This is a genomic window from Mesorhizobium sp. KR2-14, assembly GCF_040049255.1.
Classification (GTDB): Bacteria; Pseudomonadota; Alphaproteobacteria; order Rhizobiales; family Rhizobiaceae; genus Pseudaminobacter.
Window position 1 is genome coordinate 26,331 of sequence record NZ_JBDZDR010000004.1, and the last position, 12,870, is coordinate 39,200.

The 12,870-nt window shown below is 62.3% G+C and carries 10 protein-coding genes and 2 tRNA genes; 11 read left to right on the forward strand and 1 reads right to left on the reverse strand.

Going from position 1 to position 12,870, the window contains the following annotated elements; all coding sequences use genetic code 11:
• Positions 1–26: 26 nt before the first annotated feature.
• Both ABLE86_RS12250 and ABLE86_RS12255 read left to right on the forward strand, forming a co-directional pair.
• Positions 27–716, forward strand: a complete 690-nt coding sequence (locus ABLE86_RS12250) for a trimeric intracellular cation channel family protein (RefSeq protein WP_348779250.1) — start codon at positions 27–29, stop codon at positions 714–716.
• Positions 717–810: 94 nt separating this feature from the next.
• Positions 811–1,998 carry an amidohydrolase family protein gene (locus tag ABLE86_RS12255; RefSeq protein ID WP_348779251.1) on the forward strand — a complete coding sequence of 396 codons (1,188 nt, stop codon included), beginning with the start codon at positions 811–813 and terminating at the stop codon, positions 1,996–1,998.
• 121 nt (positions 1,999–2,119) lie between these two features.
• Here ABLE86_RS12255 and ABLE86_RS12260 read toward each other — a convergent pair.
• Positions 2,120–2,194, reverse strand: a tRNA-Asn gene (locus tag ABLE86_RS12260).
• 192 nt (positions 2,195–2,386) lie between these two features.
• On the opposite strand from ABLE86_RS12260, the gene ABLE86_RS12265 reads away from it, so the two are divergent.
• The 9 genes from ABLE86_RS12265 to ABLE86_RS12305 all read left to right on the forward strand — a co-directional run bounded on the left by ABLE86_RS12265 (position 2,387) and on the right by ABLE86_RS12305 (position 12,838).
• Positions 2,387–2,680 (forward strand): hypothetical protein, encoded by a 294-nt coding sequence (locus ABLE86_RS12265; protein WP_348779616.1) that lies wholly within the window; start codon positions 2,387–2,389, stop codon positions 2,678–2,680.
• 147 nt (positions 2,681–2,827) lie between these two features.
• On the forward strand, positions 2,828–3,166 hold the full coding sequence (locus tag ABLE86_RS12270; RefSeq protein ID WP_348779252.1) for an RcnB family protein: 339 nt from the start codon (positions 2,828–2,830) through the stop codon (positions 3,164–3,166).
• Between the two features lie 211 nt (positions 3,167–3,377).
• Positions 3,378–3,451 (forward strand) — tRNA-Cys (locus ABLE86_RS12275).
• An 89-nt stretch (positions 3,452–3,540) separates the two neighbouring features.
• On the forward strand, positions 3,541–4,215 hold the full coding sequence (locus tag ABLE86_RS12280) for a protein-L-isoaspartate O-methyltransferase (RefSeq protein ID WP_348779253.1): 675 nt from the start codon (positions 3,541–3,543) through the stop codon (positions 4,213–4,215).
• 182 nt (positions 4,216–4,397) lie between these two features.
• On the forward strand, positions 4,398–5,780 hold the full coding sequence (locus tag ABLE86_RS12285; RefSeq protein ID WP_348779254.1) for a TolC family outer membrane protein: 1,383 nt from the start codon (positions 4,398–4,400) through the stop codon (positions 5,778–5,780).
• Between the two features lie 234 nt (positions 5,781–6,014).
• Positions 6,015–6,806: a PopZ family protein gene (locus ABLE86_RS12290; RefSeq protein WP_348779617.1), complete on the forward strand. Its 792-nt coding sequence runs from the start codon at positions 6,015–6,017 to the stop codon at positions 6,804–6,806.
• A gap of 344 nt (positions 6,807–7,150) precedes the next feature.
• Entirely contained in the window at positions 7,151–9,934 is a 2,784-nt protein-coding gene (locus ABLE86_RS12295) for a valine--tRNA ligase (RefSeq protein WP_348779255.1), read from the forward strand.
• 359 nt (positions 9,935–10,293) lie between these two features.
• Positions 10,294–11,583 (forward strand): aromatic hydrocarbon degradation protein, encoded by a 1,290-nt coding sequence (locus ABLE86_RS12300; RefSeq protein ID WP_348779256.1) that lies wholly within the window; start codon positions 10,294–10,296, stop codon positions 11,581–11,583.
• A 436-nt stretch (positions 11,584–12,019) separates the two neighbouring features.
• Complete coding sequence (locus ABLE86_RS12305) at positions 12,020–12,838, forward strand: tetratricopeptide repeat protein (RefSeq protein ID WP_348779257.1); 819 nt, start codon at positions 12,020–12,022, stop codon at positions 12,836–12,838.
• Positions 12,839–12,870 lie beyond the last annotated feature (32 nt).

Sequence of the window (12,870 nt, forward strand, 5' to 3'; positions counted from 1 at the left end):
GCTCGCATGCAAGGCACGTATGCTCTGTGTCCGACACCGGAAGCCATATCATCGAGACGCTCCCGTATGTGCTTGATCTGTCGGGAACCTTCGTCTTTGCGCTGAGCGGTGCCCTGGCAGGTGTCAGGCGCAAGCTGGATTTTTTCGGCGTTCTGGTGCTGTCGTTTGCGGCGGCAACCGCAGGCGGCATCGCCCGCGACCTGCTTATCGGTGCAGTCCCCCCTGCCTCGGTCAACGACTGGCGCTATCTCGGCGTGTCGCTCTTTGCCGGGGTGGTCACCTTCTACTTCTCGTCCGGGATCGAGCGATTGTCGCACTCGGTCCTTCTGTTCGATGCGGCGGGCCTGTCGCTGTTTGCCGTCACCGGGGCATCCAAGGCGCTCACCTACGGCCTCAACCCGGTCATGGCGGTGGTGCTTGGCATGGTAACCGGCATAGGCGGCGGCATGGTCCGGGACGTGCTGCTGGCCGAGATCCCGATCGTGCTGCGCGCGGAACTTTATGCAATGGCGGCGCTGGCCGCCGCTGCAGTCGTGGTCGTCGGCCACGCGCTACGCTTGCCGGAAGTTCCGGTAACGGCCGTGGCGCTCGTGCTGTGCTTTTCGCTGCGCGTGATGGCAATCAGGTATGGCTGGCGCCTTCCGACCGCGAAAACCCCGGACCAGCCCGGTTCGAAGCCCGAGGACGGAAGCGGAGAGGGGGCCGAGCGGTCCTGAGCCGCAGGATGCGCGAGGATGCATCGATGCAGCAACTGCCGAGGAGGCAGGAATGACAAAGACTGTCATCATATGCGGAAGCCTGTTCGACGGCTTGAACGGCGCGGTGCTCGGCCCTTCGGAGGTTCTGATCGAAGATGACGCAATAGCCGAAGTCTCCGCCTCCGTGGGCCGGCCGGGCGGTGCGAAAGTTATCGATCTGAGCGACCGCACCGTATCTCCCGGTTTCATCGACACGCACGTCCATCTCTGCGTCGACGGGCTCAACCTGGCCCGGCAGACGCTCCAGTGTTCTCCTGCGAAGGCCCTCGCTGGACTGCACTACGCCCAGCAATATATGCGCTACGGCTTCACCACCCTCCGGGACATGGGCACGCTGGACCCGGAATGGCCGACCGTCAATTTGCGCGACGCCATCGCAGCCGGCACGGCCCGAGGCCCCCGCCTGGTCGTGGCGGCGCACATGATCAGCGCGACCGCCGGCCACGCCGACATCCAGGGCATGTTCCCGTGCCGCTGTCATATGGGTTTGTCCAGGGTCGCGGACTCGCCGGCGAAAATTCGCGAACTGGTGCGAATGGAGCACGCATTTGGCGGCGATTGGATCAAGACCATGAACACCGGCGGCTACATGAGCGCCGGCGATGATCCGGCCAGAGTGACCTGGTTCGAAGACGAGATGCAGGCCGTCGGGCAGACCGCGCAACAGCTGGGCATGCCGCTCGCAGTGCACACCGGAGCCGCGGAAGGATGCAAGCAGGCCCTGCGTGCCGGTGCCCGCAGCCTGGAGCATTGCTACCTCATTGACGACGAAGGCGTTGCGATGGCGCAGAAGGCGGGAGCGTTCCTGGTGCCCACCATGCAAATGACCCGGGAGGACAAGGCGCTGCTGCTGGCGGGAAAGCTTCCCGAACATGCAGTCTGGAAGTTCCGCCGTGACGTTGCGGCCATCGAGGACGCGCAGAAGCGCATGGCGCGAAGCAATGCGAGAATCGCGTACGGAACAGATTGCGGCATGTTTCCCTTCAGCGAAGGAATACTCGAGTTTCAGGCGATGACGGCGGCCGGCCTCACCACCGCGCGCGCCTTGAAGGCAGCCACAAGCGTCGCGGCCGAACTGCTGCAGCGCGATGACATCGGCGTGCTCGCGCCTGGCAAACAGGCCGACATCGTCGCCATGCCGGGAAATCCGTTCAAGGATATTGCTGCAACGGCGAAAGTGGACTTCGTGATGAAGGGCGGGCGAGTCTACCGGCACGGATCCTTCGATCTCTTCCAGTGAGAACGTGTCGGCGCTCCAACGTGCCTGTGGCAGTAATCGGAAAGTATAAGCGAGCGCGATACCTGCGACGCGCCTGTGAAATTTCGGTGTTTGGAAAATGTTCTTGCGCGTCTAAAAGAAGTGGCTCCCCGGGCCGGATTCGAACCAGCGACCAACCGGTTAACAGCCGGTTGCTCTACCACTGAGCTACCGGGGAACAGCGGCTCAAGAACGAGGCTGCCTATAGCAAACCCTTTTCGACTTTGCAAAGTGCCATTCTCGTTTTTTCGTGGAATATTCAGCCGGCGCTTCAAAAAAGGCCGGAAATCCACATATGGAGGCGCTCTGCCCGGGCCGGATGGCCGCCCGGGTGGGGTTTTCGGGTCAGGAAAGGGACTACATTTCGCCTATGACGAACCAGAATACAGAGCAGGACGACTCGCCGCGTCGCGTCATTTCGGTCATGGGGCGCGATTTCGCCATGCCGCGGTCGCGAAAGAAGCGGGTGGCGATCGGATTCGGGCTGACGATTCTCGGCTGCTTCGGCTTTTTGCCGATTCTCGGCTTCTGGATGATTCCCCTCGGGCTGCTTGTGCTCTCCTATGAGTTTGCGCTGGTGCGCCGTTATCGCCGGCGCGGCATTGTCCGGTGGGGACGCTGGCGCCAGCGCCGCAATGGCGGCGGGCGAAACGGCGATTCATGAAGGCCGGGCGATTCGGATTTGATTCGGATCTTGCGGGGAGGCGCGCAAGCCTCGGAATTCGTTACAGAAATGTAATGTCGCCGTTCAGTTTGCGTTCATCGGGTGCTGCCTAGGGTCCTCGTGTCGAACACGAAAGGAAGCCTCCCAATGAAGCGCATCGTTCTCGCTCTCGCCGCCGTTTCCATGCTTGCCGCGCCAGTCGCCGCGCAAGCTCACCCCAGCGGCTATGGCAGCCAGGTCGAATACCGACACGATCGCAAGCCGCCGCATTACAAGCATCATCACTACAAGCCGGCTCCGAAGCATCATCACTGGAGCAAGGGCAAGCGCGTGCCCGCATGGCAGCGCAAGCATGTGGTGCGCGATTATCATCGCCATGGCCTGAAGCGCCCCGGGCGTGGCCAGGAGTGGGTGCGGGTGGACAACAGCTATCTCCTCATAAACATGGCCTCCGGCATCATCGCCGGCATCATCGCCGTGCGCTGATTCTCGACCGAGTGGAATGAGGGCGGCCGAGAGCCGCCCTTTTCCGTTGCCGGCTTTTTGCCCGAAACCCGTTTCAAGCTCGCTGGGGCGGCCTGGTTCAGTGGTGGCCACGCCAGGGTGGCGAGGAAAGTTTTGCGGGAACCGCGTCAGACCGCTTGACGCAAAAAATCTGGCAACCTATTGAACCCCCGTAGAACGCCGGCAGCGGCGAGGCCTCGTGGCGGAGTGGTTACGCAGAGGACTGCAAATCCTTGCACCCCGGTTCGATTCCGGGCGAGGCCTCCATACTGCCAGGAAAGGGCGGCAACTTGCGCCCGAATGTTCTACCCGGAATGAAATGCGCATAGCTGGCGCCGAGACGGGTTGTTTTGGGCATGGACATTGATTTTTCCGAACAGCGCGTGAAGATGGTCGACGGCCAGATCCGCACGACCGACGTTACCGACGCGGGCGTGCTGGAAGCCATGTTGACGGTGCCGCGCGAAGTCTTTGTGGGCGCCAAGTGGCGCAGCCTGGCCTATATCGACGACCATATCGAGATCGCGCCCGCCGAGGCTGGAAAGCCCGCGCGCTATCTGATGCAGCCTTCTCCCTTCGCCAAGCTGCTGCAACTTGCAGTTGTCCGGCCGACCGACTTTGTGCTCGATGTCGGGTGCGGCACGGGCTACTCCTCGGCCGTGCTGTCGCGTCTGGCCAGCTCCGTCGTGGCGCTCGAAGGCGACGCCGTACTTGCCGAAACGGCTGCGGCCACGCTCTCCAAATTCGGCTACGACAACGTCGCAGTCGTGCAGGGCGCGCTGACCGAAGGCTATAGGGCCGAGGCGCCTTATGACGTTATTTTCCTTGAGGGTTCGGTGGATGAAGTGCCCCAGGCACTGCTCGATCAGCTCAAGGAAGGCGGCCGCCTCGTGGCCGTCGAAGGGCAGGGCAATGCCGGAATTGCCCGTCTGTTTTTTAAGACTACTGGTGTTGTTAGCGGCCGCGGGGCATTTAATGCGGCAATTCGGCCACTGCCGGGATTCGAACGTGCACGCGAATTCGAATTTTAAGCGGTAACGTCTTGCGACTGACCCGCCTTCGTGGTGGCTTTAGAATCAAAGCATCGTTGCTGAGTACTCGTTCCGTTCGAGTGAGGTTTCAGCAGGGGGGCGTCAAGACGAACCGTTGGTGTGGAACGTAAGGTTCCCCTCGGTGCGACACGTCTCCCGTCGAAACGAATGAGGGATTAGTCGTGTCATTTGTACGCACCGGCATTTTGGCTGCCGTATTTTTGTCTGCCAGCGCGCTTTCCACTGCGCCGAGCTTTGCCGAGACCATTATGGGCGCGATGGCAAAGGCTTACCAGAACAACGCCACGTTGAATTCCGGGCGCGCCGGTGTGCGGGTGACCGACGAGAACGTCGCAATCGCCAAGTCAGGCTATCGCCCGACCATCGCCGGCGTCGGCAACATCAATTACACGTCACAATTCGCAACGCGACTCACGACCGGCAGCTTCGGCGTGCAGATCAATCAGACTCTGTTCGATGGCTTTCAGACCAAGAACAATGTCGCCGCCGCGGAGTCACAGGTGTTCGCGGCAAACGAAAACCTGCGCAACAACGAAATGAACATCCTGTTCGAAGCCGTCAGCGCCTATGCGGACGTGATTCAAAACCGCCAGATCGCGGTGCTGCGCGAACAGAACCTCAAGTTCCTCGACGAGCAGGTGCGTTCGTCCAAGTCGCGCCTGGAGGTGGGTGAGGGCACTCGCACCGACGTCGCGCAGTCCGAGGCCGCACGCCAGCAGGCAATCGCCACGCTGGCCGCCGCGCGGGCACAGGTGGCAACAAGTGAGGCGATCTACCAGCAGGTCATCGGCGAGAAGCCGGGCAAGCTTTCTCCTGTTGCGCCGATCGCCAAGATGCTGCCCAAGAGCTTGGCCGAGGCCTATACCATGGCCGCCGGGCAGCATCCGGCAATTCTGGCGACGCAATATCTGGTCGATGCCGCCGGCTTCTCGGTGAAGTCGGCAGAAGGCGCGCTGCTGCCGCAGGTCACCGGCTCGGCCAGCGTGTCCCGCAACCTGCGGATCAGCGACGGGATCACTGACCAGGGCACGCCGGGCACCAGCAAGGACTATTTCAATTTCGGCAGCATCGGCGCCACGATTACGGTGCCGATCTACCAGGGTGGGCGCGTCTCGGCCCAGGTGCGTCAGTCCAAGGAATCGCTCGGCCAGGCACGCATCCAGGTCGACGTCATTGGCGACCAGGTGCGTTCGCAGGTAGCGGCCGCTTGGGCGGCCTACAATTCCGCCAAGCAGGGCGTTGAGGCGAACCGTTCGGCTGTCGTGGCCGCAAAGCTGGCTCTCGAGGGCATCGTGGAGGAGCGCAATGTCGGTCAGCGCACCACGCTGGACGTCCTCATCACGCAGAGCGATCTCATCACCGCGGAAATCAACCTTGCGCAAGCCGAGGACCAATTCGTGACGGCCAGCTATGGCATCCTGCAAGCCACGGGGCAGCTCTATGCGCGCCGGCTTGGCCTCCAGGTTGCCGAGTACCGGCCGGAAGAACATTACGAGGCCGTCAAGGACAAGTGGATCGGTCTGCGGACGCCGGACGGGCGCTGAGACCCGCGGATACAGTATTGGTCGTATGAAAAAGGGAGGCGTCGTTCGGCGCCTCCCTTTTGCTTTTGATGGTTGAACGCGGCGGGCAGCCTTTCTGTTGAAATCGGCGGTGCCTCTACTTTGGGGATTCTCGCGGCCCCATCCGTCCGCTACGCTAACCTTTGATTCGAAGCCTGTCGGTCTAGGCGCCGAAGGAATCGTTAAATTCTAGTCACAGGGGCGGCAAACGTGACGATGGCACAAGCGAGCAACGCGCAGCGCGAACCCTCGATGGAGGAGATACTGGCCTCCATCCGCAGGATCATCGAAGACAGCGACAGCGCCCGCAAGGGCGCCGAGGACACGCTTGCACGCGACGAGGCGGGAAGCGACCGCCTCGATGGCGCCGTCATCGAGGTCGATGCCTTCCGCGCCGAATTGCGGGCTGCCCGCGCCGCGCCGGAAGTTGATCGGTCGCTGTCGTTGGCCGAGGTTCAGGCACGCATCGCCAGCGAAGCGGAGTACGAGCGGGAGCCGGCCGCGAGTGATTTCGAGATCGCGGCGCAGCAGCCCGAAACAGCCGGGACGCACACCGAAACACCGGCTCTCGCGATGCCCGAGTGGAGTGTGACGCCGCACGCAGAGCCGGAGGAAGTTTCGTCTGCGTTGGACGCTTTCGACCAACAGGCGGCGGCGCCGCGTCATGAGCCTGTGGCTGAATATGTGGCCGAGCCTGAAGCAGCCCGCGAGGAGCCGGCCATCGAGTATCCCGTGTTTTCGGAGCCTGCCAGGGTCGATCCCGTTTCGGCCCCGACGCCCAGCGAAGCCGTCAGGCCTGCCATCATTTCCGAGCATGCGGGCCGTCAGGTTGCCGCTGCCTTCGGCGAGCTTTCCGAGGCATTCGCCGCGCGCAGCCGCAAGACTTTTGACGAGATGGCCGAACAGATGCTGCGGCCCATGCTGCAGGACTGGCTGGACAACAACCTGCCCACCCTGGTCGAGCGATTGGTGCGCGAGGAGATCGAGCGGGTCGCGCGCGGCGGCTGAGCTTCCAGTCCTCCAATCGGGCAGACGCTCCCCGCCATGTGGCCGGAAGCAGGAAAAGCGGCTCTTGCGTGGATAGGGCGGGCGGCAGACGCCGCCTAGCCACTTGATTACTGTTCCGATGAGCGCGTCCGATGACCGCCCGTCTTCCCAAGTTCAAAGGCCAGACGGTGAAAACCGGGCGTGGCGATGATGGAACGCGCCAGCGAAGGCGCCGCGCGAACGACGAGATCGGACGCCTCTTCCCACCCCTCAGGCAACCAACTCGGCCCGCCGCAGTTGACTTGCCCATAGCCTTCCGATTTACACCGGATCGACCAATTCCGGACAATGCGGATCGAATTCCCATGCTTGAGAAGACTTACGACGCCAAGACCGTCGAACCCAAGATTGCCCGTACCTGGGAGGAAACCAACGCTTTCCAGGCTGGCGCCGGCTCGAAGCCGGGCGCGGAGGCCTTTTCGATCGTAATTCCGCCGCCGAACGTCACCGGCTCGCTGCATATGGGCCACGCCCTCAACAACACGCTGCAGGACATTCTGGTGCGGTTCGAGCGCATGCGCGGCAAGAACGTGCTGTGGCAGCCGGGTATGGACCATGCCGGCATCGCCACCCAGATGGTGGTCGAGCGTCGCCTGGCGGAGAAGAAGATCCATCGCCGCGACATCGGGCGCGAGGAATTCATCGAGAAGATCTGGGAATGGAAGGCCGAATCCGGCGGCGCCATTTTCAACCAGCTCAAGCGTCTCGGCGCCTCGTGTGACTGGTCGCGCGAGCGCTTCACCATGGATGAGGGCCTGTCGAAGGCCGTGCTCGAGGTGTTCGTCACGCTCTACAAGGAAGGGCTGATTTACAAGGACAAGCGCCTTGTGAATTGGGATCCCAAGCTGCTCACCGCCATTTCCGACCTCGAGGTCGAGCAGCTTGAGGTCAACGGCAATCTCTGGCACTTCCGCTATCCGATCGAGGGCGAGACCTTCGACCCGGAGAACCCCAAGACCTACATCACCGTCGCCACCACCCGGCCTGAAACGATGCTGGGCGACACTGGTGTTGCCGTCCATCCGGAAGACGAGCGCTATCGCCACCTCATCGGCAAGAATGTCGTCCTGCCGCTGGTGGGTCGCAAGGTCCCGATCGTCGGCGACGAATATTCCGATCCCGAAAAGGGCAGCGGCGCGGTCAAGATCACGCCTGCGCACGACTTCAACGACTTCGAGGTCGGCAAGCGGCACAAGCTGCGCGCCATCAACATCATGACCACCGAGGCGACCATAAACCTCAAGGATAACGAGGACTTCCTCGAAGGCCTTGATTCTACCGCTGAACTGCAGGCGACGCTTGATGCACTGCACGGCCAGGACCGCTTTGCCGCGCGCAAGCTCGTGGTCGAGATGATGGAAGCCGGCGGCTTCCTCGAAAAGATCGAGCCGCACCGCCACACCGTGCCGCATGGCGACCGCGGCGGCGTGCCGATCGAGCCGTTCCTGACCGACCAGTGGTATGTGAACGCCGCGGAGCTCGCCAAGCCGGCCATCGCGTCGGTTCGCGAAGGTCGCACCAACTTCGTGCCGAAGAACTGGGAAAAGACCTATTTCGAGTGGATGGAAAACATCCAGCCCTGGTGCATCTCGCGCCAGCTGTGGTGGGGTCATCAGATCCCGGCCTGGTACGGCCCGGACGGCCACGTCTTCGTCGAGAAGACCGAAGAGGAGGCGCTAGATGCCGCCGTCGAGTATTACCTGGCGCTGGAAGGCCCGTGGAAGGCCTGGGTCGAGGACAAGCTGGAGAACTTCAAGCCGGGCGAGATACTCACTCGCGACGAGGACGTGCTCGACACCTGGTTCTCTTCCGCGCTGTGGCCGTTCTCCACGCTCGGCTGGCCGGATCAGACACCGGAGCTGAAGACCTACTACCAGACCGACGTGCTGGTGACCGGCTTCGACATCATCTTCTTCTGGGTCGCCCGCATGATGATGATGGGCCTGCATTTCATGGACGAGGAGCCGTTCCACACGGTCTACGTTCACGCGCTGGTCCGCGACAAGAACGGCGCCAAGATGTCGAAGTCCAAAGGCAACGTCATCGATCCGCTGGAACTGATCGACGAGTATGGCGCGGACGCGCTTCGCTTCACTCTGGCGATCATGGCCGCCCAGGGCCGTGACGTTAAGCTCGACCCGGCCCGCATCGCCGGGTACCGCAACTTCGGCACCAAGCTGTGGAACGCGACCCGCTTTGCCGAAATGAACGGCGTTGCGCGCAACGATGACTTCTGGCTGCAGGACGCCAAGCTCACCGTCAACCGCTGGATCCTCACGGAACTGTCGCGCGCCACGCGCGAGATCACCGAAGGCATCACCTCCTACCGCTTCAACGAGGCGGCGGGCGCTGCCTATCGCTTCGTCTGGAACCTGTTCTGCGACTGGTATCTGGAGCTCTTGAAGCCAGTGTTCATGGGCGACGACGAGGCGGCCAAGGTGGAGAGCCGGGCAGTAGCCGCGTTCGTGCTGGACGAGATCTACAAGCTGCTGCACCCCTTCATGCCCTTCATGACGGAGGAGCTGTGGGCGCACACGGCCGGCGAGGGCCAGGAGCGCACGACGCTGCTGTGCCATGCCGAATGGCCGGCACCGTCTTTCGAGGACGCCGATGCGGCTGCCGAGATCAACTGGCTGGTCGACCTCGTCTCGGGCATCCGTTCCGTGCGCTCGGAGATGAACGTGCCGCCGGCAGCCATGGCGCCGCTGGTGATGGTTGGCGCCAACGAAATCACGAAAGCGCGCCTGGAACGGCACGACTCTGCCATCAAGCGGCTGGCGCGCGTCGACGATGTGACCTTCGCGGAGGCCGCGCCGAAGGGCTCGGCCCAGATCGTCCTCGGCGAGGCCACCGCCTGCCTCCCGCTCGGCAGCCTGATCAACCTGGAGGCTGAGGCAGCCCGCTTGCAGAAGGAACTGGGCAAGGTGACCGAGGAGGTGGCCCGCATCCACAAGAAGCTCTCCAACGAGAAGTTCGTGGCCAATGCGGCGCCCGAAATTGTCGCCGGCGAGCGCGAGAAGCTGGTCGAGTTCCAGGAAGCTCAGGAGAAGCTGAACAACGCCCTGGCACGGGTTCGCGAGGCCGGCTGACCCCCGCGATTCCTGTGATTCCGGGCGCCGCCGCAGGGCGGCGCCCACCGCCGAAATGTCGGTGACGCTACGTCACTCTGCTGAGCGTCATCTACTTTTTGCCACCTTGTTGCCTTAATGTAACAACATTGCGGAAGCCCGCTAAAACTCCCTGATTTCGGTGTTTTTCGCCGCAGCACGCGAAAAAACTCGGGCATTTTTGTTCAAATGTGATCGTTTTTGGCGCTTTTCGGCGGAGCGGGCAGGCCGCTTCGGCCGCCTGGGCATCCTCCTGCTCCTCCGCCGGCCAAAACGTGGTTGCACCGCCGGCGGGAAATAGTTTTTCTAGCCGAAACCTACGTTCGGGGGAGGGACACTTCATGAATGCAGCGCTCTTTAGATCGGTCCTGGGTGCCGGCTTCGTATCGATTGCTGTCGCGGGATCGGCCAGCGCTGGCGGCTTTGCCCGTGGCACTGCCGACACTGACATCCTCTACGAGGATGGAAACTTTGCCATGCGCACCGGCATCACCTATGTCAGCCCGACACGGAAATACAGCGAGTTCGACGCTGCTCCGGGCCTCGTCGGAACAAATTACACCGACGACTATGTGATCCCGTCCGCGGCGGTCAAAATCAACGTCACGGATGATCTCCGCTGCGCAGGCACCTTGGTGGACAACAATGGCGGCACGGTGAGCTTTGCCGTGCCGAAGCCGAGCGGCAAGATCAAGGAAGATTTCACCACCAATGAAAAGGCGGTGACCTGCGGTGTACGGTTCCAGGCTGGTCCGGGCTATGCCTGGGTGCTCGGCGGCGGGTTCGTGGAAAATTTCGACTATAGTCGTTTGAACCAATATGCCATTCCTGACGGCGCGGGAGGAGACATTGTACTTCCCAATGCGACTCTCAATCTGCATGGACAGAAATACGGCTACCGTCTCGGGCTGGCGTACGAGATTCCGGAGATCGCGCTCCGCGGCCAGGTCTTGTATCGCTCCGGTACCACCTACGGTGCCGAGGGTAACCTGAACATTCCGACGGCGGCCCTACTGGGCGCCAAAGCCAAGGAATTCAAGTCACTGGCCGAGGCGGCGTTGGCGAGAGGGGATCTGCCGAACGCGGCGCTCTACGGTGGACTCGCCGCCGATACGCTGTTGATGGCGCAAGGTGCGGCTGCAGCCGGCCTCAACTCGGAATTTGCGGCGCTCGGAAAGGGCAATCTTCCGCAGAGTGTGGAAGTCAAGATGCAGAGCGGCATCGCTCCCGGCTGGTTGGCATTCGGTTCGGTCAAATGGACCGACTGGAGCGTCCAGAAGGAACTCCTTGTTTTGACGGACAATCCTGAGGTCGGCAGCGCCGACATCTACAACTGGAAGGACGGCTGGACCGTCACCGGCGGTATCGGCCATGCCTTCAACGAAACGGTTTCGGGCGCGCTCAGCCTGACCTGGGACCAGGGCGTCGGGACCGGCTGGGATCTTTCCAGCGACACCTACACACTGGCTGCCGGCGGCGTGATCAGGGACAAGTTGGGCGGCGAGCTGCGCGGCGGCCTCGGCGTCTCCTACCTGACCTCCGCGCGCGAAACCATGTACGGCCCTGGCAACAGCGCCGTCGACAACGGCTGGGCTTTCGCCGTCAACCTCGGCTACAAGGTCAACTGGTAAGCAATTTGAAATGCTGATTTCAGAAAGCCGGGCGTTGCCCGGCTTTTTTTTGCCCGAATGGCAGCTTGTTAAGGCGCCGGGGGCAGTGTGCGCATGCGCAATGTGAACATCCGGCTTGTGGCGATTCAGCAACAGTCTTCGGTGAAGCAATGCGCTAGAACGAGCCACGGCGAAATTGCCGTGTTCCCGCCATAAACCGGGAGCACTTCAAGGTGGTCTCCGGACGCATTTTAGAAATTGGTTGAAGCAACCGCGCTTTGCGGAATGAAGAAGATGGGCACAAGCAAAATCTTGACAGTTAAACTGCCAAGTCGTCGTATGATGAATACGGCACTTGTGTCCGCGCATTCAGGCGCGGGATGTATTTGTGCACGAGCAATAGTGTCGGCGGCTGCCGGCGCTTTTGCCAGCGGCCGCGCGAGAGAAGCACGCTGCTATGCGGATTGATGTCGTTAGGACAGCCTTCCTGTCGGCCATCGTAGCCGTGGCAACCTTCGGCTTCGCAGGCGGAGCCATGGCGCTCGACGACAAGGTCTTTGACGATAATGGTGAGGTGAGAGCCAAGTCCAATCCCTGGGCTGTGTTCCAGTTCGGCTTCTCGGCCTACAAGAGCGGCCACAAGCAGCAGGCGATTGAGGCCTATCGCTATGCGGCCGAGAACGGCCAGATCGGTGCCACCTGGAAACTTGCCCGCATGTATGCTGAGGGCGACGGCGTCGACCGGAACGATTTTGAAGCCTTCAAATTCTACAGCGAGATCGTCGAGCAGGATGTGGAGCCCGGCAGCCCTGAGGAAAGCTATGTGTCCGACGCGTTGTTTGCGCTGGGCAGCTATCTGAAGAAGGGCATCCCCGACAGCCCCATAAGGCCCAACAAGATGGCCGCGCAGGAATATTTCATGCGCGCTGCCGCCAACTACCGTAACCCGGACGCCCAGTTCGAGATGGGCAAAATGTTCCTCAAGGGCGACGGCGGCGTGAAGGCCAGCATGCGCCAGGCCGGCCGCTGGTTCCAACTCGCCGCCGAGAAGGGCCATGCCGGCGCGCAGGCTACCCTCGGCAACCTGCTGTTCCAGTCGGGCAAGGTGGTGCGCGGGTTGGCCATGATGACGGCTGCGCTTGAGCGCGCCGCGCCGGTCGACCAGCCCTGGATCCGCGGAATGCAGGAAGAGGCCTTCGCGCTGGCCGGGGAGGCGGACCGCCGCACGGCCATCGCGCTTGCAGAAGACATCCTTACCAAGGGCTCGGCCCAGTAATCGAGGCGCTGACGCCTCCGGGCGCGCAAGCG